General features: G+C 63.9%; 17 protein-coding genes and 1 pseudogene. 7 read left to right on the forward strand and 11 right to left on the reverse strand.

The annotated features are described in order from the left end of the window. Positions 1–66 precede the first annotated feature (66 nt). Positions 67–2,313, reverse strand: a complete 2,247-nt coding sequence (locus QJT82_RS24040) for a TOMM precursor leader peptide-binding protein (protein WP_264641759.1) — start codon at positions 2,311–2,313, stop codon at positions 67–69. Between the two features lie 959 nt (positions 2,314–3,272). On the opposite strand from QJT82_RS24040, the gene QJT82_RS24045 reads away from it, so the two are divergent. The 3 genes from QJT82_RS24045 to QJT82_RS24055 all read left to right on the forward strand — a co-directional run bounded on the left by QJT82_RS24045 (position 3,273) and on the right by QJT82_RS24055 (position 5,478). Next, complete coding sequence (locus QJT82_RS24045; RefSeq protein WP_338132188.1) at positions 3,273–4,142, forward strand: VOC family protein; 870 nt, start codon at positions 3,273–3,275, stop codon at positions 4,140–4,142. Between the two features lie 536 nt (positions 4,143–4,678). Next, the gene (locus tag QJT82_RS24050; RefSeq protein WP_233475590.1) at positions 4,679–5,059 is read left to right on the forward strand and encodes a hypothetical protein; all 381 of its coding nucleotides are present in this window, start codon (positions 4,679–4,681) and stop codon (positions 5,057–5,059) included. Between the two features lie 269 nt (positions 5,060–5,328). After that, a complete protein-coding gene (locus QJT82_RS24055; protein ID WP_155258637.1) occupies positions 5,329–5,478 on the forward strand; it encodes a hypothetical protein in 150 nt (49 codons plus the stop codon). A gap of 3 nt (positions 5,479–5,481) precedes the next feature. Here QJT82_RS24055 and QJT82_RS24060 read toward each other — a convergent pair. Continuing rightward, positions 5,482–6,115: pseudogene (locus tag QJT82_RS24060) on the reverse strand (TetR family transcriptional regulator). 93 nt (positions 6,116–6,208) lie between these two features. Here QJT82_RS24060 and QJT82_RS24065 point away from each other — a divergent pair. Further along, positions 6,209–6,874 (forward strand): class I SAM-dependent methyltransferase, encoded by a 666-nt coding sequence (locus QJT82_RS24065; protein WP_028342577.1) that lies wholly within the window; start codon positions 6,209–6,211, stop codon positions 6,872–6,874. A gap of 25 nt (positions 6,875–6,899) precedes the next feature. Here the strand turns inward: QJT82_RS24065 and QJT82_RS24070 are convergent, their stop codons facing one another. Together QJT82_RS24070 and QJT82_RS24075 are read right to left on the reverse strand one after the other, a co-directional pair. Then, complete coding sequence (locus tag QJT82_RS24070) at positions 6,900–8,240, reverse strand: TRAFs-binding domain-containing protein (RefSeq protein WP_155258638.1); 1,341 nt, start codon at positions 8,238–8,240, stop codon at positions 6,900–6,902. 12 nt (positions 8,241–8,252) lie between these two features. Beyond that, positions 8,253–8,480 carry a hypothetical protein gene (locus QJT82_RS24075; RefSeq protein WP_245288810.1) on the reverse strand — a complete coding sequence of 76 codons (228 nt, stop codon included), beginning with the start codon at positions 8,478–8,480 and terminating at the stop codon, positions 8,253–8,255. Between the two features lie 3 nt (positions 8,481–8,483). Between QJT82_RS24075 and QJT82_RS24080 the strand changes: the two genes are divergently transcribed. Further along, positions 8,484–8,879 (forward strand): hypothetical protein, encoded by a 396-nt coding sequence (locus QJT82_RS24080; RefSeq protein WP_245288811.1) that lies wholly within the window; start codon positions 8,484–8,486, stop codon positions 8,877–8,879. 70 nt (positions 8,880–8,949) lie between these two features. Here QJT82_RS24080 and QJT82_RS24085 read toward each other — a convergent pair whose 3' ends face one another. After that, positions 8,950–10,089, reverse strand: coding sequence for a patatin-like phospholipase family protein (locus QJT82_RS24085; protein ID WP_028342580.1), 1,140 nt, complete (start codon positions 10,087–10,089; stop codon positions 8,950–8,952). A gap of 390 nt (positions 10,090–10,479) precedes the next feature. Here QJT82_RS24085 and QJT82_RS24090 point away from each other — a divergent pair, with 390 nt between their 5' ends. Then, a complete protein-coding gene (locus QJT82_RS24090) occupies positions 10,480–11,904 on the forward strand; it encodes a toll/interleukin-1 receptor domain-containing protein (protein WP_028342581.1) in 1,425 nt (474 codons plus the stop codon). Between the two features lie 39 nt (positions 11,905–11,943). Here QJT82_RS24090 and QJT82_RS24095 read toward each other — a convergent pair whose 3' ends face one another. The 3 genes from QJT82_RS24095 to QJT82_RS24105 form a co-directional block, all read right to left on the reverse strand. Next, positions 11,944–12,675 (reverse strand): hypothetical protein, encoded by a 732-nt coding sequence (locus QJT82_RS24095; RefSeq protein ID WP_028342582.1) that lies wholly within the window; start codon positions 12,673–12,675, stop codon positions 11,944–11,946. A gap of 108 nt (positions 12,676–12,783) precedes the next feature. Next, positions 12,784–13,026, reverse strand: a complete 243-nt coding sequence (locus tag QJT82_RS24100; protein ID WP_028342583.1) for a hypothetical protein — start codon at positions 13,024–13,026, stop codon at positions 12,784–12,786. Positions 13,027–13,151: 125 nt separating this feature from the next. Then, on the reverse strand, positions 13,152–14,129 hold the full coding sequence (locus QJT82_RS24105) for a nitronate monooxygenase (RefSeq protein WP_028342584.1): 978 nt from the start codon (positions 14,127–14,129) through the stop codon (positions 13,152–13,154). A gap of 87 nt (positions 14,130–14,216) precedes the next feature. On the opposite strand from QJT82_RS24105, the gene QJT82_RS24110 reads away from it, so the two are divergent. Beyond that, entirely contained in the window at positions 14,217–15,779 is a 1,563-nt protein-coding gene (locus QJT82_RS24110; RefSeq protein ID WP_028342585.1) for an AMP-binding protein, read from the forward strand. Positions 15,780–15,959: 180 nt separating this feature from the next. Here QJT82_RS24110 and QJT82_RS24115 read toward each other — a convergent pair whose 3' ends face one another. The 3 genes from QJT82_RS24115 to QJT82_RS24125 form a co-directional block, all read right to left on the reverse strand. Beyond that, positions 15,960–18,086, reverse strand: a complete 2,127-nt coding sequence (locus QJT82_RS24115) for a hybrid sensor histidine kinase/response regulator (RefSeq protein WP_259245089.1) — start codon at positions 18,084–18,086, stop codon at positions 15,960–15,962. A 397-nt stretch (positions 18,087–18,483) separates the two neighbouring features. Next, entirely contained in the window at positions 18,484–19,257 is a 774-nt protein-coding gene (locus QJT82_RS24120) for a thioesterase family protein (protein ID WP_028342587.1), read from the reverse strand. After that, complete coding sequence (locus QJT82_RS24125) at positions 19,257–20,228, reverse strand: nitronate monooxygenase family protein (protein WP_028342588.1); 972 nt, start codon at positions 20,226–20,228, stop codon at positions 19,257–19,259. The genes QJT82_RS24120 and QJT82_RS24125 overlap by 1 nt, the downstream gene beginning before the upstream one ends. Positions 20,229–20,316: the final 88 nt, after the last annotated feature.

The following is a 20,316-nucleotide window of genomic DNA, read 5'->3' on the forward strand; positions in this document are numbered from 1 at the left end:
GGGCGGCAATGACGGGTGCGATCTTCCTGAGCTTCGTTTTCCGGAAGTTGCGCAACGGGCCAGCCTTCAGGTGTGTGGAAGGAATGGCGTGAGCTCGCTTTCCAGTCGCGGACGATTCAGCAATCCGAGCTTCATCGGAACATCGTAAAGTCGGCCGGGCGCGAAGCGGCGATAGAAATGTCGCAACCCCGGAACGAGCACTCTGACGACGGGCACCTGGACATCGGGCCGCGTCTGGTCGAGCACGAGGAAATCAAATCCCGCGCCGGTGGCAATCTCGATGCAGGCATTGACCTGGTCGCGCGCGTTGTCGTGAACCTTGAGGCTCGGCGCCGACGGCACGATCGGATTGTCGCCGGGGATCAGGAACGGATAATCGTCCAGTCGCAGCGGCGTGACACCGTCCAGCGTCGGCTTCTCGCCACTTCCGCCGCCCATCATGCCAATCGACATGAACTGGGTCAGCTCGGTGAGGGAACGCAGCAGGGCTATGCGGCGATCGAAATGCGAGCCGGAACCGAATTCGATATTTTCGTGCCCGTTCTGCGTCCAATGGATGATCGCCACGTAAGAGGGAATGCCGAGATCGCTGGTGATGTCGAGCACCCAAAGCCTGCGCCCCGCATCGGCAAGCTGGGCTTGCAGATCGCGCACATAGGGATCTTCGAATTGCGCGAGGTCGACTTCCGCACGTTGCAGCCGGTTGTACCACCAGATCGCGTAGGCGTCGCGTTCGACCAGTTCGAGGAAGCCTTGAACGATGGCTTCCTCCCGGGTGTTGCCGGCCGCGCATCCGTTGGAATCCGTGTGGAAGCCGCCATAGAAGAAGTACAAGAGGCCCGTTGGAAGATGTTTGAAACGCTTGTCGCGTAACGACCAGACCGGCGACCACTCCGTCTTGGTCGAGGGATCGAGCGGCTCAGGCACCAGATGTGAATCGTCCGGCTGCGAGGTATGTCTGCTTTGAAACTGCGCGTCGCTGAAAAGCTGTACTTCGTTGGGAAGAAGAGCGTCGCCGGGAGCGAAATCGACAAAGCGGCGCTTCGTCCTGATCTCGTCCCCCTGGAAAATACCCGAATAGCGCTCGATCGCCTCCATCAACGCGCTTGCCTCGCCCTGCTCGGCTGTGGAGCCCTTGCCGAAGCTGCCGCCGCTTAATCCGGATCTGAGTTGGTCGACGTTCCAGGCCGGCGCCGAGAAATTGTGGTAGGCGAAAAAATTCGTGTTCATCGGCAGATCGGCCTCGATCCGCTCGAGCCGTGAGACGACGCCGGTCAGCGGACTGACGTGCTTGCGGAACCGTGCTACGGTGGCTCGCGACGTCACGGCGCGGTAACCGCCGCTGGTCATGACGAGCTTTCCGCCCTCCGCGATCTCGATCGGCGCTGCCGCCCGGCGCGGACTCTGCAGCTTCCTGCTGCCACAGGTAGGACACTGCGGGCGTCGCGCGACGTAATGCTTGGCAATGACGGCACCGGTCAGGTCGAAGCTTGCGATGTGATCGCGCAGATCGGTACGAAATCCCGAGGCAATCGCTTTTGCGATTTCAACAGCAGCGAAGTGGATGCCGATCTGTCCGACGGCGTCGCCGACCAGGGGCGATACGGCGACCACCTGCGCCGCTCTGCGATCGAGAAATCCCTTGATCTCCCGATTGCGTATCATGCGATCGAACAGGCAAGTCCAGCAGGCGCTCTCGCCCGGCTTGAACACGGGTCCCACCAGCGGAAACACGCCGGACGGCTGCGCCAGCAGCCAGGGCGTCCCATCGCCAAAGCGCTTTCCGTTCAATTCGACGAGCCGCCGGTCAAGATAGTCGTTCGCCAGTGTGATCGTGAGCTTGGGCGACCGCTTGGTGATCCGAACACCGAGCTTGCTCAAGGCCGCGGCAAGTTCGTTGGCGCCTTTGACATCGATCGCTTCGACCCGCACGGGGCAATCGCGGAGATTCTGTTCTGCGACCTCGGGGGGGAGGCCGAGACTCGCCCAATATCCATCGACGGCGCCTGCGAACGCGTGCGGCGCTCCGCTTACGACATATCGGCGCTCTAGCAGCCGCCTGATCGCTTCCTCGATCTTGTCGGCGGGAAAACTCTTTGAGAGCTGGCGAACGATCTCTGGTGCAACCTTACCATTTTTGCCGATCGCCGCGGCCACCGCACAATAAAGATCACCGTGCAGGAAGAATTTGCGGTTCTCGGAATAGAGGCAGACCACATCGGGAGGAATCACATAGGCGGTGAAGTTCGGCGCGAATCGCAAAATGCCCTTGCGGCTCTGCTTCGCGGTGCGGCTCTTGCCATTGACTGTCATCGGGGCGGCACGCTGATCCTGTTGCTGTCACTTCCGATCGCCGGCGCGCGGCCGACCATTGGCATCGCGCGGCTTGTGCGCCGCGTTCGGCCACCGGTATTCTGCGAGCAATTTGGATCACACTCGCCCACCATCGGCAAGCTGATCAGCCAGGCGCGGCGAATGCATAACGAAGCAAAAATTTGGCCGGGTCGTTCGGGCGCCCGGCCAATAAAATCGCGACGTGTCGACGCCCAGCGCTAGCACCAGCGGCAGCGGCCCCAGGATGCACAGCAGCCTGCGCATGAGACCAATGGCACGCCTACGCCGATCCAACCAACGCCGCAGCCGCCACATCCACCGCAACCGACACCGCAGCGGCAGCCTCTGCAGGCCCTGCATCCTCCGCAACCCCTGCAGCCTCCGCAAGCTCTGGCGCCTCCGCAGCCACGGCAACCACCGCATCCCCGCGCGAGCAGCACGCGGCCTCCGACGCTTTCATCGTCGATGAGATTGAGGTGGAAGGTGGCGAGACTAACGTCGGCGAGTTCTTCCTCACTGAGCGTCGTCATATGGCCCGGCGCGAAGTTCGGCTTGTGTTGAACGTCGCCGGAGGGCACGGCGGAGGCATATGCGCTGCCCGCGAGCGAAAAAGTCAGACCGGCTAATCCCAGCGCCGGTACCGCGGCGTTGGTCGTTCGCTTCTTTCTCGAAGCTTGCTTCGCTCGCTGCATGGCCGCATCCTCCCAGTTTGGAAGAAAGGACTTCCGAAGCACGATCTTACGCCGAGCGAACGAGGCAGACAAGAATTACGGTATACACAAAATGTAATAGAACTCGTTCTGATTGCATTCATCTTCATGAACGATATAGCGCAATTTGGTCGATTAAATCGAGAATCCGCGCCCGTGGAGCGGATTGCAACGGGTGCAATTTGATGCAGTGCGCAATCGTCTGCCCGCTTGAACGGGGAAATTAGCTTGGTCGATCAACTCGGACGCTTCGCTTGGTATGAGTTGCTGACGACGAACATGTCGGCGGCAGCCGCATTTTATGGCAAGGTCATCGGCTGGGCGGTGGAAGATGCGTCGACTCCGGAATTCGCCTACACGCTGCTTACTGCAGGCGACGCCCCGACAGTTGGGCTCATGAGTCTCCCGGAAGAAGGGCTGCGATTGGGAGCGAGGCCGAGATGGGTCGGCTACGTCGCCGTGGATGACGTGGATGCGAAAGCCGTGCAGATCCGCCGTCGTGGGGGCGCCATTCTGGTAACACCGACCGCCAGCAATATTGGCCGAATTTCGGTGGTCGCCGATCCGCAAGGAGCGACGTTTGCACTGGTTTCTGGGCTAACATATGGCCAACGGCAGTCCAGCGGATTGGACGAGCCTGGACGCGTGGGCTGGCACGAGTTGCTGGCTGAAGACCGGAGCAAGATCTTCCCGTTTTACGGCGAGCTTTTTGGCTGGCAGAAGGCTCACGCTGGAACCGGGCCGGCCGACCTGTATGAATTGTTCTCGGCGGCCGGCCAGACGATCGGCGGAATGCTCACCAAACTTCCGAGCGTATCGCAACCCTGCTGGCTCTATTACTTCAATGTCGACGACATCGGCGCGGCTGCCAAGCGCGTTGATGCTGGCGGGGGCCGGGTCCTCCAAGGTCCAATCGAGTTGCCCGATGGTTGCTGGATCTTGCGATGTGCCGATCCCCAAGGCGCTCTATTTGCGCTGCAGGGAGCCTGGGATCAGAAAGGCATCGGGCGACCTTCCGCCTCGGAGGTCAATTGGTCCGCTAGGTGGGGCGATGTCGCTTCACATGGCAAATTGGTCCTTCACAAGACGAAGCGCTAGGTCGGGAACGCTTCGACCTTGTCCGCAGCAGAATTATATAGGTATTTAAATTAGGTAGAGGTGCGCAATTGTATTCTGAATGGTGCACCACGCTTCGCCCTTGCGGGCTTCGCGTGGCGCGGCCATGCGATGGCCGCAAGGGCGAAGCGTGTCCGGCGGAGTTTGAGCCACGCGAAAGCGAATACGGACTGGCGCCTCCCAAGAAGCTCTCTCACTGGTTCATGATCGGCGGCTTATCCTTGGCGGGCCTGAGGCTCGGCAACGCGTCCTCGTCCGGACAGCCCCATCCGCGATAATCAAATTACCGGCCATCGCGCGGACCACGCCTGAAGTCTTCGGCAGCGTAGCGGCCGCCGGACGAGGCGTACCGGCCATATTTTGGCCATAGCCCGTTTCTTAAACGCCTGCGCGGGCCATGCCCCGCCTTCGTTTTGCGTCGCCTGACCGATGCGGTCGCTTCGCGAGCCAATCGCAGATCATCGCTGCGCTTCCCCCCACAACATGGATGGTCTGCCAACAGCAAGAAGGACTTTGTAATGCGTAAACTTCTAGCCGCTGTGGCGGTTCTTTTGGCGTTCGCTTCAACTGCCGAAGCCCGCGGCCGTCACCATCACCATCGGCACTATGCACATTCCGGTCGCCCCGCTGCGTGGTGCGGCTGGTTCATGCGCACCCAGGTCGGCAGCGATCCCGGTCCGCAATTCAATCTGGCCCGATCCTGGGCGCGCTACGGCAGCAATGCCGGCGGCCCTTCGGTCGGCACCATCGTGGTTTGGCGTCACCACGTCGGCAAGATCGTAGGTCAGGAGAACGGCCAGTGGATCGTGCAGAGCGGCAACGACGGGCATGCCGTGCGCACGCGGCCGCGTTCGCTGGCTGGCGCCATCGCATTTCGAAATGCCTACGCTTCGTTCTAAGGCGCGATGAGATTGGATCGAATCGTCACCGCGCTTTAGCCCTTGGTTTGAGCATGATCTTTTCGGAAAACCGCTGCGCACTTTTCCCGGATCATGCTTTAGGGAAACTCGACGCTTCAGCTGACATGCGAGCTTGCGACGCCCGGCGGTATACGAACCGTTCATGATCGCGGCTTACGCTGAAGCGGGGTTTCGCCCTGAAGCCCTCAGACGGGCGCCGTCATCTGTGTTGACCAGATGGCGGCGCCTTTTTTCAGGAGCGAATTGGCTTGCCCCAGAAATCGAAAAAAGTCGCGACGCCCTCCCAGACGGTTTCTTACTGGTCGGCCGCTTACGTGAGTTTCCGCAACGGCGTGACGGTTTTCGCTGTCACCGGCGGCGTGCTCGGGTTTCTGCTGGTCGCCAAGCACTATCTGTGAACTTCAGCGCTTTCCGAGACTCCTGAGATACGCGCAGAACATGTCGGCCATTGCGTCGGCATAGGCTTTGATCTCCGCGAGCGTTCGCGGGCTCTCTGAAAAATCCTTGCCCACCGTGCTCAGCGTCGTCGTGATCAGATTCGCCGGCCATCGCGCGCACCGCGTCGGACGCTTGCGGCAATACCTCGCGCATGAAGGCTTCGACGATGCGCTCGCCCGATGCCCGCGCTTCGCGCGCCTCGGGCGCATCGCGATAGAGCGGCGCGGCGTCGCTCAGCGCGACGCGCACCGCGGCCTCCTCGCATTCGGAGCGGATGAAGGCGTGCACCAACGAACGCAGCCGATCCAATGGCGGCCGCTTGGCATCCGCGAGGATGTCACGCAGCAGGCGCGTGGTCTGCCGCCACTCGTCGCTCTGCAACCGGAACAGGATCGAGGCCTTGTTCGGGAAGTACTGGTACAGCGAGCCGACGCTGACGCCGGCCTTCTCGGCCACCCGCGCCGTGGTGAAGCGCTGCGCGCCTTGCTTCGTCAAAACCTGAACAGCCGCATCGAGAATCGCCGCGACGAGCTCGGTCGAGCGGGCCTGTTGCGGCTGTTTTCGCGAGGAAATTGAGGAGCTTCGCCGTTCGGTCATGGACGTCCTGGGGAATGCGATTAGCGAATGCGACTAATTATTCGTATTTCTGGCGAGGCGCAAGGACGCGCCGCTTTCACACCGGAGACCGACATGACCACCCTCATTTCACCTGAGCTCGCGGGCCTGCTCGAGCGCCTGTTCGCGCAAGCCTCCGCTGCGGTCGAGGAAACCCGGCTCGCGGTGGCCGACCTTTCCGACACCGAACAGGCGCGCCTGATGCGGAGCAAGACCGACTACCGCGCGCTATACGGCCGGCTGAGCAATGTGCCGCTCGCGGTCTCGCGCGAGACCGGCGCGCTGCTCTACATGCTGGCGCGCGGCAGCCGGGCGCGGACCATCGTCGAGTTCGGCACGTCATTCGGCATCTCGACGCTGCACCCTGCCGCCGCGCTGCGCGACAATGGCGGCGGGCGCCTGATCACCAGCGAGTTCGAATCGTCCAAGGTGGTGCGTGCCCGGGACAATCTCGTCGCCGGCGGGCTCCATGACCTTGTCGAGATCCGCGAGGGCGATGCACTCCAGACGCTGCGCACGGGTCTGCCCGATACGATCGACCTCGTGCTGCTCGACGGCGCCAAGGCGCTCTATCCCGATATCCTCGATCTCGTGGAGAGCCGTCTGCAGCCGGGCGCCTTCGTCGTCGCCGACAACGCCGACGACAGCCCCGACTATCTGGCGCGCGTGCGCTCGCCGGCGAACGGCTACATGTCTGTACCGTTCGGCGACGACGTCGAGCTGTCGATGCGGCTCGGCTGAGGCGGATGACCAGAGAAGCGCGCGGTCAGGCCGTCTTGATCCTGTCGATGATGGCGGACAATCGCGCGTGCTTTGCTGGGTCGGTGACGTATTGGAGACTGGCTTCGAGGTCGCGAAGGACACTGCTCACTTTCCATTTCGCTTGCCCCTCGGCAACCACCTGCATTGCCAGTTCCTCGGCCTTGTCGGGATCGCCAAGGTCAAAGGCCGCGGCAAGCTGCGTCGGGCGCAGCCATTCGTCGGCAAGTTGCAATCGTCTGGCCCGTTCGCAGGCGGCAATCGCGACCCGCACAGTGGCCTGCGCAAGATCCTCGTCGCCCGGGTTTCCCCGGGCGCGATAGAGACGGGGCAGGTTGCTGGAGCAATAATAGGCGTTGAGATCGAGCTCCATACCCTGCTGATAACAGTCGATCGCCTTCTCGAGCTCCTCCTTGCGGCGAGGAGAGTCGGCTGGTGCGCCTCTGGCGAGGCGTTTGTGGCGGCCACCCATCAAGCCGAGCCGTTCCGGCGTCAGCCCCGCGAAATCAATCAATGTCTGTATCTCGGCTATGGCCTGGATGTCGTCGCCGGCCTGGGCCGCGGCAAATGCACGATTCTCCTGCACTTCAGGCTCGTTGGCGAAGCGGTCGGGAAGTCTGCCGATGAAATCCAGCACGATGTTCCAGTCGGCGGCATCATTGACGCAGTCGCGCAGCATCAGCAACAAAGCGAGCGCCTTTGCATAAGTGGCGGGCGGACTTCCCTCGGTCGCGATCAGCGCTTGGGCCCGCGCCATGCGCTGATCCGTGGGCGCCGCGCGCACCGCGCGTATCTTGGTCTGAAACGCAGCTTGCTCGGCGAGCTGGCTCCGCATCGTCATCGCCTTGCGCGAGTCGACCTTGTCTGGATAGCCCAGGATCGACTGGTGCATCGGCGAAATCCCGTCAGCAAGCGCCTTGATGGGCGCCTTGATCGCGGCCTGCATGGCTGCCGCGGTCGCCTCCGTGATCTCGCCCTCGGGCAGCGGATAGCGGACGGTTCGCATCTGCACGACATCGAACAATTGTTTGGACCAGTCGGCCGCAAGCAACACGCACCCGGTCTCTTGCGATGCGTGGCGGATACCGACCTCGTAATAGACATTGCCGTTCGGAATCGTCATGTCGGCCAGCACGAGATCGGCGAAGTAGATCCGTTCCAGCATTTCACTGACGATCAATGCGCTGGTGTCCTGGTCGGCGCGCACCGGCTGATAACCGAGCGCCTTGATGGCGGGTACGTAGGCGCGATCCCACAATGCGTTAAAATCGATCTCGGCTGGACCAAACTTGGGATCGGCCTGGGTCGGCTTTCGGCCATAGGGCATGATCATGAAACACGACGGCATATCGCAATTCCTTCAGTCCCATAATTTCTTCGTATCCAGCCAATAAACCCACGTCGTCTTGCGCCCGGCCTCATCCATCAGGTGCTTGGCGCCGCCGGGACCATCGCCGCCTTCGCCATTCCACAGGCAGACAAAGGCGAGCTTCCTGTCGCCAAATCGGGCGGCCCGCTCCAGCATCCATTGATTGTCGCGCTCATAGGCGTTTTCACCGGCCGGCAGCGGCCCCAGTTCGTCGGGCATGACATGGAGCGCGGCTCGCGATTTCGCCGCGAGATAGCGCGCGCGCCAGTTGCCGCCAGCGAAATCGACCGAGCCGGCAAGGAACGTCGGTTCGTCGAATGGAATATAGATTTCAAGCTGCATGCCCTTCGCGAGGGCAGCTTCCGCAAACAACAGATCGCCGCCGCAGGCGCCGCCGCAAATGGCGAGATCACCCTTGGTAACACCGATCTTCGCAAGCGCGTCGGCGATCGCAGCGGCCGCAACAGGCTCCTTGTCCGGCGGAAAGCGTGGCGTTTTTCGATCTGGCGCATCGATCATGTGACCGCTGAAAAGGACCACCGTGTTCGGCGATCCGGCATCTTGCTTTGTGGACATCGCGACACCTGGACGAATGACTGGATCATCATGTCTCGGTGACGAAGATAGCCGAAGGCGAATTGGTTGTCGAAACTGCGACTTGCGTGTCGAGATGGCACCTCGCGCGGCATCACGTGAGATCGAAGGCCGACGGGAAGTGTTCCGGCTTGACCTGCCTGACGGCTGCGAGCCGTCCGATCTCGGCAAGCTCGTCCATGTTGTTCGGGTCATCCATCGCGGCGATCTTCGCAAGCGCGTCCGGCGTCCGGTCGATCGCGACCGTCTTCTTCAACCAGGTGGTTTCCAGCAGCACGTTGTAGCGCGCATAGGTCGCGAGTTGCGGTCCGACCCGACTGTCCGCCACCATATCTTCCACCGCACGATCGATCGACCAGGGCGTCAGGCAGTTGGTCAGCCATTGCAGCATGCCGTGATTATTCCGTCCGCAATCGTCCATGAGCGATTGCAGCGAGCGCAGGCCCTGCTCGGCCGCCGGCATGTGAACGATTTCTTCCGTCGAGAAGGTCGACTTGAACACGCCGGTGCCGGCCGAGATGAGCAGGAGATTGTCCCTGCCGGTTGGCCAGCGAAAGCCATGGCCATGGAGCGACGCCAGCATCAGGAGCTGCAGCGCAGGATCGTTGAACGGGCTGACGCCGCCATCGACGAAGGCCCCCCTGACCGTACTGCCGGAGCGCGACGAGATCGTGATCTCCTGAGGACTGAAATAGGTCGGCGCCGCGGTGCTGGCGCGCACCACTTGCGTCAGCCGCAGCCCGCCGTCCTGCCTGGCAAAGGGCGCATCCGGGTGGTTGTGCAGCGGCCAGGGACTGCCGGTATCGAGCCGCTTGGTCATGATCATCAGGCCGGTGCGGATGCGATCGCCGCCGAGCGAGGTGTCGGCGCCAAGCTGCGCGTCGAGAGCGTGCTGCAGGGCATCCGACTTGAATTTCGGCGCCAGCAGCCCGCGCCGCCAGAACGAACCCTGGAAGACGTCGGTGCCGATGCCGCGATAGAGCTGCTTCAACGCGTCGGCCGTCATTCCGCAGGCCAGTCCGGCAGCGATGATCGATCCGGTCGAGGTGCCACCGATCAGATCGAAATAATCGCAAAGCAGGAGATCGCTGTTGCCGAACCGCTTGCGCAACATTGCCTCGATGGCGCTGACATATTCGAGCGTCAGGATGCCGCGGATGCCACCGCCATCGAGCGCCAGTATCCGCTTCGGCCCCAATGCGCGATCGAGATGCTGCTGCTTGGTTTTCGGCATAACTGCCCCCGACTATGACTTTTGCTGATCTCGATACGGCCGACCGATCACGGCCGAAGGCTCAATTGGTCGCGCGCCCGCGCGAACGGCGCCAAGGCATAAAATGAAGCGATGTGTTCGACACATCAGCTGAGTTTCGAAAAATTTTAGCGAGTCCATTCCGGAGCCCGGCGAGCGTCGCGCGCCAGGTCCCTAGGTATCTTGCACATGGCACACCCTAAGGTATAGTGAGATAAATCACTGGCGGGCGGTTTTTCTTTTTCGCGCCGGGCGATCGCAGATTTCAGAGACGAGCTATCATTGAGCTCGCGGCAGGATGTGCAGCCGCGGCATTCGGCCGATGAGACACGGCCAGCCGTCGCATAAGATTCATGCAGATCGGGTTCTGCCATGCCAAATGATTTCTCGGTGTTTATCAGCCATCGCGCCGAAGACAGATTTCTCGCGCGCCTGCTCAAGGCGCGGCTCGAATATCTCAGCAGCCTGGACGGCCAGCGTCCGGTGGAATGCTTCGTCTGCGAGGAAATTCCCGGCGGCTCCGAATGGCGGCAATGGATGATCGACAACACGGCGAAGGCCGATTGCCTGATCTTCATCCACACCAATGCTGAGCACAATTGGACCTGGTGCGCATCCGAGATTGCCCAGTTCGACGGTTACAAGCGCGCGCTGAAGCTCATCTCCAAGGTGCTGTGGTTCTCGGTCGACTCTTCGCCTTCGTTTCCGATGCTGGCGGAGAACGAGTTCTATGGAATCGGCGAGGACGACGTCCGGCGATTCCTCGAAGACCTGTTCGTGAAGCCGACCTTCGGTCCTGCGCCGCTGCGGCCGCGACTGAACGCCAACTACGCGCCCAAGTTCAACGAGGCGGCGAAGGACATTCACGCGCAGTTCCTGCAGATCACCCGGCCGGAAGAGCTGTTTCGCCTGCGGCTTCGCATCGTGTTCAGCGACGAATTGTCGTTCCGGCAAAAGGCCGAAACGCTCAGGCCATTGCCCCCCGCCGATCGCGCGCGCGGCTTCCTGAGGGATGCCGTGCTGGAGGCGGATGCCGGCACCACCACGCTGTTGTCCGGTCCCGACACGGCGGAGCTCGACTGGGAGGATCTGCTCCGCGCGCAAAACCGTTACGACAGCGGGGCCTGGCTCGACGAGCTGACGAGCTATGTCGCGAACTCGTTCGCCGACGTGGATATCGCCAGCCGGCGCAGCCGTGAGCAGGTCCTCAGTCCGATCTTCCGCGATCTGAAGCTGTATCAGCCTGTCGTCGCCCGGCTCGAATATCTCGACAGCACGCCGTTCTCGATCGTCATCATCTTCGTGCCGATGCCGCCATTCAGCGAGGATCCCCGCCTGATGATCGCGCAGAACATGCCGAAGGACATCGTCTTCCTGTCGATCCTGCTGCGACTGGCGCGGCGCTTCCGCTGGTCGTTCCTCGAGCCGCTATACAACGCCGTCGAGGGCCTGGACGATGACTTCAGCGCCAAGCGATGGGACGATCTGCTGGAGCGCTACCACGAATGCCTGGAAAACCTGGATTCGATCCTGCGACAGGGCAATATGCGCGAGCTCGAAACCGTCGGCGACATCAAGTCGGCGATCAACATCTCCGACGATGCGCTGCTGAAGGAGATGTTCAAGGATTGGGGGACGTTTCAGACCCGCCTGGCGCAGGCCATCGAGAAGAAGTCGCCAAGCGACGTCAGGCAGACGCTCGAGCCCTGGCTGAAGCGCAACAAGGACTTCATGAAACAGCTGCTCGTCGAAACCCAGGGCAAGGTGGAGAAGCTGCGGCCGCTGGAGGCCAGCTAGAGCATAAGGAGCGCAGATCCGGTTCGGCCGGACCCTGCCTCAGATCATCGCAGCGACGCGTTCCAGGCCAATCAGGCGCGCCAGCGAACGAACCTCGTTCTTCTGATCCTCGCGGAGCTGGAACAGCAGCGGCATCGCCGCCGACTTCAGCTGCTGGACCTCCTCGGAGTCGGGATCGATCGGTATGTTGCCCACGGCGGGATCGCCCTGGCGCTTGGCGTGGATCTTGCGGGCGACGGCGCGCAATGCGGTCTCGACCGCTGGCCAGTAATATTCCTGCGACGACGACAGCTTGAGGCGGTCCTTGATGCCGGCGATCTGGGCGTCGCTCAGCAGCGCATAGGTTTTCTGCGGCGCCGGCTTGGCCGCAGCCTTGGGCTTCGGCGGCGCGGGGGCGACCAGCGCGGGTGCGGGCTCGGCGATGTTCGGCTGAGCCGCATCGACGGGGTCGGTGATCTTCGGCAGGCCGATATCGGCGGGCTCGACGGAGGCATAGGCCTGGCGCACCGTATCGGTCGCGCCCGGAATCGCGGCTTGCGCCCGCAACAGGAGCGGAGACGGATTGGCGGGAGGCTCAATCGGCTGGGGCGCCTCAAACGAGGCCGCGGCAAGCGTCGTGACGGCGAGCTTGTCCTGCTTGCTGGCACGGTTGGCGACCGGGCCAATGTCGGCCTGCGCCGCCGGCAGGCTGTCACGGCCCAAAATGGCTGTAATCGCGGCGCCGGCGAGGAGGAAGCATGTCAGCGCGGCGAGGGTGATGGCTCTGGTCAAAAACTACTCCATTGCCGGCCGGTGTCGCTGCAAACTGCGCGTGAAATGCGGCGGTACCGTGCCGTGACGACGCCAAATAGGTGAAATTGTCCCGAAACGGCCGGAAAATCATGCCGCGGCATCAAGCTCATAGGCCTCCTGGATGTCGGCGACGATCTCGTGCGCCGTCCAGAGCGCGCCGGGCTGGACCGTGTGCAGGCTGACCGTCCAGTTGGTGCGGCGGGTGCGCGGCGTGCTGACGATGTCGAATTCGACCTGACGGCACAGCGGATGCCGCTGCAGGGCATAGAACACCCGGATCCGGAGCTCGTCGAGCGTTGCCGGGGTCTTGGAGAGCGCCTCAAGGGCCATGTCGCATTCCCACAAACTGCCGGGCGGCCAGCCGTGGCGGCCCGTGACTGTATTGTTGGGACTGGCATGGTTAATGCCGCGTTAAGCGGGCGGCGGGATTTGAGCGGCTGCTGTTTCGCGGCGGATCAGGCGAGCCGCACCCGTCCGCTCGCCGCCTCATACTCCGCGATCGTCTGCGCCACGAGCTCGTCGACGCCGAGCACCCCGGTGACCCCGGAGGTGGAATGACCGCCGCTCCAGATATCGCGCCAGCGTTTGGGGCGGCTTTCGCGGGCGCCGATGTCGATATCCTTGCCGATGTCGATCGCGCCGCGTGCCGGCAGGTCGTCGGGATCGAGACCGGCGGCCTCGATCGAGGGCCGCAGCATGTTGGTCTGCAGGCCGGTGAACGCCGTCGTGAGCAGAATGTCGTCGGCGGTGGAGTCGACCAGCATCTGCTTGTACCTGCCGTCCGCCATGCTCTCGCGCGTCGCGATGAACTTGGTGCCCATATAGGCGAGGTCGCAGCCGAGCGCCTCCGCGGCGCGCAGCGCGTGGCCGTCGCTGATGCCGCCGGCAAGCACGATCGGTCCATCGAAGAAGCCGCGCACCGCGCGGACGAACACGAACGGATTGAGCCAGCCGGTCTGCCCGCCCGCACCCGCAGTGAGCAGCACGAGCCCGTCGGCGCCGACTGCTGCCGCGCGCTCGGCATGGCGGATCGAGGCGACGTCGGCGAACACCAGCGCGCCGGCATCGTGCAGAGGGCCAAGCACCGGCGCGGGCGAGCCGACCGAGGTGATCACAAGCTCCGGCTTGTGCCGCAGCAGCACGGCGAGATCCTCGGCCAGCCGCGTGTTGGAGCGATGCACGATCAGGTTCGGACAGATCGGCGCGGCCGCTTGGCCGCTTGCATCGGCATGCGCCTGCAGGCGCCGCGCCATGTCGCCGAGCCAGGCATCGAGCTGTTCCGTCTCACGGCAATTCGCCGTCGGAAACGAACCGATCACGCCGTTGCGGCAGGCGGCTACCACCAGCTCGACACCGGAGACCAAGAACATTGGTGCTGCAATCAGCGGCAGCCGCAGGCGACCGCGAAAACGCGCGAGAGGATCGGCGGACAAGTTGTTTCTTCCCATCATCATTGTGTTAGCGTTGCCGCCAACATTGGCACGACAAAAGCCAAAGACAAAGGCGGGAGGGACAACGAGATGAGCAATCCGCTCTATGCATTTCCGGCGGTGTGCGAACAGACCTTGCGGGCGCTGGCGCGCTATCCGTCGCGCACCGCCTTCGCATGGCCGGGCGGCTCGCTCAGCTATCAGGGCGCGACCGACCTGATCGGACGAATGCAGAGCGTGTTCATGCGGCTCGGCTTTGCGCCTGGCACCCGCGTCGCGCTGCTCACCGCCAACCGCGCCGACAGCTGGTGCGCCGGCGTCGCCGCGCAATTGTCGCGGCTCGCGATCACCTGGCTGCATCCGCTGGGCTCACTCGACGACCAGCTGTTCCAGATCGAGGATTCCGAAGCGCAGATGCTGATCGTCGACGGCATCACGTTTCGCGATCGCGGCGGCGAGCTCGCGACGAAGGCACAGGGCCTGAAGACCGTGTTCACGCTCGGCCCGGCGGATTACGGCGCCGACCTGTTGCAGGTGGCCGAGGATGCCGGCAGCGCGAGCGCGAAGAGCTTCGCCCGCGAGGACGACATCTCGACCTTGAACTACACCGGCGGCACGACAGGCAAATCCAAGGGCGCGCTGCGCTATCACCGCGAATATGGCGGCTTCGCCGCCGCCATCCTCGCCGATTTCGAGATCCCGGAGACGCCGCGCTATCTCACGGTGGCGCCGATCAGCCATGTCGCCGGCACCAAGGTGCTGCCGACGCTGATACGCGGCGGCACGGTGCACATGCTGAAAGGGTTCGATCCGGAGGCCGTGTTCACGACCATCGCACGCGAGAAGATCAACTTCACGCTGTTCGTGCCGACCATGATCTACGTGATGCTGGATCATCCCGCGCTCGACAAGACCGACCTCTCCTCGCTCGAGCTCCTGCTCTATGGCGCCTCGGCGATGTCGCCGAGCCGGCTGGTCGAAGGCATCGAGCGGATCGGCCCGGTGTTCTCCCAGCTTTACGGCCAGACCGAATGCTATCCGGTCTCGGTGCTGCGCAAGGCGGATCATGACCCGAAGACGCCGGAGCTGTTCCTGTCCTGCGGCTTCCCGATCACCGCCTGCCAGGTGAAGATCCTCGATCAGGACGACCAGGAGGTCGCGACCGGCGAGGCCGGCGAGATCTGCGTGCGTGCCACGCATGTGATGGCCGAATACTGGAAGCGGCCCGACATCACGGCGGAGACGCTGAAGAGCGGCTGGCTGCACACCGGCGACATCGCGCGCAAGGACGAGCGCGGCTACATGTTCATCCTCGACCGCAAGAAGGACATGATCGTCTCCGGCGGCTTCAACATTTTTCCGCGCGAAGTCGAAGACGTCTTGTCGCAACATGCCGACGTCGCGATGGTCGCCGTGGTCGGCGTGCCAGACGACAAATGGGGTGAGGCCGTCACCGCCGTCGTGGTCGCGCGCGAGGGCGCTGTGCCCGACGCCGACGAGCTGATCGGACTGGTGAAGGCGAAGAAGGGCTCGGCACACGCGCCGAAGCAGATCCAGTTCGTCAAGGAGCTGCCGATGACCGGCGTCGGCAAGGTCGACAAGAAGGTGCTGAAGGCGCGCTTCTGGACCGGCCGCGACCGCATGGTGGGGTAGGATGCTCGCACGACGATTGCTGGTCCCGTCATCCCCGCGCAAAGGCTTCGCCTTTGTCGCTGGAGGTGCGCGCTCTCGCGCGCCTCGAAGGATGCACGGCCCTGATGTTTCAGCGCGCGCTATCTCTGCTTGCGGCACCAGCCAGGGCCGGCGCCCTTCGAGGCTCGCTCCGCTCGCACCTCAGGGTGACGGGGAGAGAGTGGAAGGTGCGGCAAGATCGTCGGTGCCGGTCGCGGCCGCACGCTGCTGCATCCCCTGCCCGAGCAACCGATCGAGCCGGTCGCGCAGTTGATCCTGGTGGTAGGGCTTGGCCAGCCGCGGCAGGTCGACCTGGGTGCCGTCGGGCAGTTCGGCATAGCCGGTGGCGAGCAGCACCAGGAGCTGCGGCCGCACCTTGCGCGAAGCCGCGGCGAGTTCGATGCCGGTCATGCCGGGCATCACGTGATCGGTCATCATCAGGTCGATCTCCTGGTCGCTCCTGAGGATCTCGAGCGCCTGCGGTCCGGAATTGACGCCGATCACGCGGTGACCGAGGTCCTCCAGCATTTCCATGGTGGACATCGCGATCAACGGATCGTCGTCAACCAGCAGGATCACGGCCGAGCGCTTGACCGTCTGCGTCGCGGGCGCCGGGCTCTCGACTTCCGGCACCGCCGTTGCAACCGGCAGCACCAGCGCAGCCGTGGTGCCCTCGCCGACCGCGCTCGACAGCTGCAGCTCGCCGCCGAGCTGCACGGCGAGCCCATGCACCATCGAGAGGCCGAGCCCGGTGCCCTTGCCCACCGGCTTCGACGAGAAGAACGGCTCGATCGCGCGCTTCAGCACGTCCGCCGACATGCCGGTGCCGCTGTCGATCACCGAGAGCTTCAAATATTCGCCAGGCTGCAGCGTCGGATCATTCTTCGCCTGCCAGGCCGCGAGGCGGATCTCGATCACGCCGCCATCCGGCATCGCGTCGCGTGCATTGATCGCAAGGTTGAGGACCGCAAGCTCAAGCTGGTTGCTGTCGACGCAGGCCAGCGGCAGCCCCTCGGGAATGTCGAGCCGCAGCATGATGCGCGGTCCGAGCGAGCGCTCGAGCAGATTGCTCATATCGCGCACCAGCGCGCCGAGATCGACCGGCACCGCGCGCAGATCCTGCTGCCGCGCGAACGCCAGCAGCCGCTGCGTCAACGACGCGCCGCGCTCGGCGCCCTGCAATGCGCCGTCGACCAGACGACGCAGGCGCGGATCCTCCGGCATCCGCTTGCGCAGCAGATCGAGATTGCCCATCACCGCCATCAGCAGATTGTTGAAGTCGTGCGCGACGCCGCCGGTGAGCTGGCCGATCGCCTCCATCTTCTGCGCATGGCGGAGCTGCTCCTGCGCCCGCTCGCGCGCGGCGACCTCCTTCATCAGGTCGGCGGTGCGTTGCTCGACCCGCTGCTCCAGCGTCGCGGTGAGTTCGGCAAGCGCGGTGCGCTCGGCGGCAAGTTGCGCCAGCAACGCCTCGCGCTCGATCTCCGCGGTCTTGCGCGCGGTGATGTCGGAGCAGACGCCGACCAACGAGCGGAGGCCGCCGTCGGGCCGACGCACCGCACGGGCGCGGACGTCGACCCAGTGCTCGGTGCCGTCGGGCCAGATGTTGCGGTATTCGATCCGATAATCCGAGCCGGTGCGCAACGTTTGTTCGACGATCTCGCTCCGGCGGGCGCGGTCGTCGGGATGCACCGCGTCCAAGAGATCCTGATAGGTGAAGGGATCGCCCGGCCTGCGTCCGAAATAGGTCTTGCAGGTCGGCGACGCCTCGAGCTCGAAATCCGGCAGATGGAGCTCGAGCGCGCCGAGATGACCGGCATTGAGCGCAGTCTGCAGCAGACCTTCGCTCTCGGTCAGATCCTCGAGGATCTGGCGGGTCTGGTATTGACGGCGGCGGCCGCGCACTGTCGCGGCGACCAGGCTTACCAGCGTGGTCGGATGAAACGGCCGCTCGATGAAGGTGACATTGCCGAGCGCCCGGCCGAGCCGCGCGGCTTCGGGATTGCGCTCGGATCCCCCCTTCTCGCTGATCAGCACGATAGGAAAGTCCGACCATGACGGCTGCTCGTTCAACCAGTGCGTCAGGCCGGCGAGATCGGCGGCCCTGATCACCTCGTCGGCAATGATGGCAAGGCCCGCCCCGTTCGCGATCTGGCGCTCGAGCTCGGCGAGGTCACCGCAGATGTTGGCGTAATAGCCGGCTTCCTTGATCAGGTGGGCAGTCTTGACGGCGTCCCGCTCGCTCGCGGCGAGGATGACCGCGCGTTCCGAGGACGGACCAGGCTTCATCGCGTCTGTCCCTGCGGCGGCCGGCCGTCGACACCGGCCGGCACATCACACAACCGCCGGACGGCCATGGCCACGATGCCGGCGGCGGGATCAATACGCATCATGGGACCCCCTAACGGGAGCGAAACTCGCACGTGCCGCCAACCGTTCCCGGGAAGCGGAGTTATTTTTGCCGCAGGGGCAGTCGCTTGGCGCTCCCGCACTGCGAATCGGTGAAACAACCCCATGCACCGTAGACGTGACTGGAGTTCGCCTTCCCCCTGAAAGGGGGAAGGTCGGGATGGGGGTCAGCCCCAGGCGATGCTGCAAGTGGAGAGAGCTGATCCCCACCCGCTTTGCTCTGGCGAGCAAAGCGACCTCCCCTTTTCAAGGGGAGGTCGAAGAAGCGTAGCGCGTCCTAGCGCCGCTCGATGACCAGGCTCTGGACCGCCTGGCCGAAATAGCCGCGCTGATCGGCGAGCCGCGACATTGCAAGCCCGGCGCCGTCGGACCCGATCCAGGACTGGCCATCGAGCAGGATCCAGTCGCCGACCGGCTCGCGCGCGAGACTCACCGAGAGATCGGCGTTGATGAAGGTCCATTGGCTGAAATCGAGCGCCGGCGAGGTGCCGTTGGAGAAATCCGAGGCAACCACTGCCCGCATCGCCTGCGAGACGGCGGCGCCCGCAATCAGCGGGCGGTCGACGCGGAACCAGATCGCGCCGGGTCCCACCACGCCGAAGCGGCCGCGCGCGGCCCGCATCGAGATGCATTTCACGAACGGACTGTTCGCAAGGTTGCCCGGCTCGATCATACTTTCGTCGGGGCCCGGCAGATCGACGGCGAGCGCGGCGACGTCAGGCGGCAGCTCGGCCGCCTGCTGCTTGATCTTCAGCACGCTGGCCGAAACGACCACGACACCGTCGGCGAGCAGCCTGACGCCGCAGAGCTGGATCTTGCGGCCGTCGCGCAGGATCTCGCTCGAGACCGTCAGCGGCGCGACCGGCACCGGGCGCATCAGGTCGATGGTGACGCGCGCGATCCGCATCGGCACCGGCGTCGGAAGGGCCTCGGCCGCCCACACCACCAGCGCCGCCGGCGCCGAGCCATGCTGCATCCGCGGGTCCCAGGGACCCGCGGCATCCGGACTGGTGACGACGCGGTCGCCGTCGACGCGAAAGATCGGCTCCATCAGGCAAGCGCCGGATCGACCGCGTCTTCATACTCTTTCCTGAACCGGGCGATCAGCTCGGCTGCAGGCACCACCTTGGAAATGCTGCCGACGCCCTGGCCCGAGCCCCAGATCTCCTTCCAGGCCTTCGGCTTGGCGCGCTCGCCGGATGCATCGGTGCCGAAGCTCATCTTCGAGGGATCGGAGGTCGGCAGGTTTTCCGGATCCATGCCGGCCGCGACGATCGACGGCTTCAGGTAGTTGCCGTGCACGCCGGTGAACAGATTGGAGTAGACGATGTCCTCGGCGGACGAGTTGGTGATCATGCTCTTGTAGCCCTCGACCGCGTTTGCCTCTTTGGTCGCGATGAAGGCGGAGCCGATATAGGCGAAGTCGGCACCGATGATGCGCGCCGCGCGAATGGCGCGGCCGTTGGCAATCGTACCCGAGAGCGCAATGGGCCCGTCGAACCACTGCCGCGTCTCCGACACGAACGGGAACGGCGACAGCGTGCCGGCATGACCGCCGGCGCCGGCCGCGACCAGGATCAGGCCGTCGGCGCCCTTCTCGATCGCCTTGTGCGCGAACTTCTGGTTGATCACGTCGTGGAAAACGATGCCGCCCCAGCCGTGGACCGCCTGGTTGAGCTCCTCGCGCGCGCCGAGCGAGGAGATGATCATCGGCACCTTGTGCTTCTCGCAAAGCGCCATGTCGTGATCGAGCCGGTTGTTCGACTTGTGCACGATCTGGTTCACCGCGAACGGCGCCGACGGCCGCTCCGGATGCGCCTTGTCATAGGCGGCGAGCTCTTCCTTGATCCGGTACAGCCATTCGTCGAGCAACTCCGGCGGCCGCGCATTCAACGCCGGAAACGAGCCGACCACGCCGGCCTTGCACTGCGCGATAACGAGGTCGGGCACGGAGATGATGAACAGCGGCGCCCCGATCACGGGAAGAGACAGGCGGCCCTTGAACAGAGCAGGCATGGACATTGGAAGCGGATCCTCAAGCGTTGGTCGTTGGTTGGTCTCGAATGCTGATCGTCATACCAACAAGGCAATCTTTCCAGTGTCAAGGATT

Origin of the sequence: Bradyrhizobium sp. Mp19, assembly GCF_029952935.1 — a bacterium.
Classification (GTDB): domain Bacteria; phylum Pseudomonadota; class Alphaproteobacteria; order Rhizobiales; family Xanthobacteraceae; genus Bradyrhizobium; species Bradyrhizobium elkanii.

What these genes read in the sequence shown, in the direction of transcription:
- QJT82_RS24040 (WP_264641759.1), bottom strand. Translation starts at nt 2,313, where the DNA reads ATGACAGTCAATGGCAAGAGCCGCACCGCGAAGCAGAGCCGCAAGGGC.
- QJT82_RS24050 (WP_233475590.1), top strand. Translation starts at nt 4,679, where the DNA reads ATGCGTAAACTTCTAGCCGCTGTGGCGGTTCTTTTGGCGTTCGCTTCA.
- QJT82_RS24065 (WP_028342577.1), top strand. Translation starts at nt 6,209, where the DNA reads ATGACCACCCTCATTTCACCTGAGCTCGCGGGCCTGCTCGAGCGCCTG.
- QJT82_RS24070 (WP_155258638.1), bottom strand. Translation starts at nt 8,240, where the DNA reads ATGCCGTCGTGTTTCATGATCATGCCCTATGGCCGAAAGCCGACCCAG.
- QJT82_RS24075 (WP_245288810.1), bottom strand. Translation starts at nt 8,480, where the DNA reads ATGCCCGACGAACTGGGGCCGCTGCCGGCCGGTGAAAACGCCTATGAG.
- QJT82_RS24080 (WP_245288811.1), top strand. Translation starts at nt 8,484, where the DNA reads ATGGAGCGCGGCTCGCGATTTCGCCGCGAGATAGCGCGCGCGCCAGTT.
- QJT82_RS24085 (WP_028342580.1), bottom strand. Translation starts at nt 10,089, where the DNA reads ATGCCGAAAACCAAGCAGCAGCATCTCGATCGCGCATTGGGGCCGAAG.
- QJT82_RS24090 (WP_028342581.1), top strand. Translation starts at nt 10,480, where the DNA reads ATGCCAAATGATTTCTCGGTGTTTATCAGCCATCGCGCCGAAGACAGA.
- QJT82_RS24100 (WP_028342583.1), bottom strand. Translation starts at nt 13,026, where the DNA reads ATGGCCCTTGAGGCGCTCTCCAAGACCCCGGCAACGCTCGACGAGCTC.
- QJT82_RS24110 (WP_028342585.1), top strand. Translation starts at nt 14,217, where the DNA reads ATGAGCAATCCGCTCTATGCATTTCCGGCGGTGTGCGAACAGACCTTG.
- QJT82_RS24115 (WP_259245089.1), bottom strand. Translation starts at nt 18,086, where the DNA reads ATGAAGCCTGGTCCGTCCTCGGAACGCGCGGTCATCCTCGCCGCGAGC.
- QJT82_RS24120 (WP_028342587.1), bottom strand. Translation starts at nt 19,257, where the DNA reads ATGGAGCCGATCTTTCGCGTCGACGGCGACCGCGTCGTCACCAGTCCG.
- QJT82_RS24125 (WP_028342588.1), bottom strand. Translation starts at nt 20,228, where the DNA reads ATGTCCATGCCTGCTCTGTTCAAGGGCCGCCTGTCTCTTCCCGTGATC.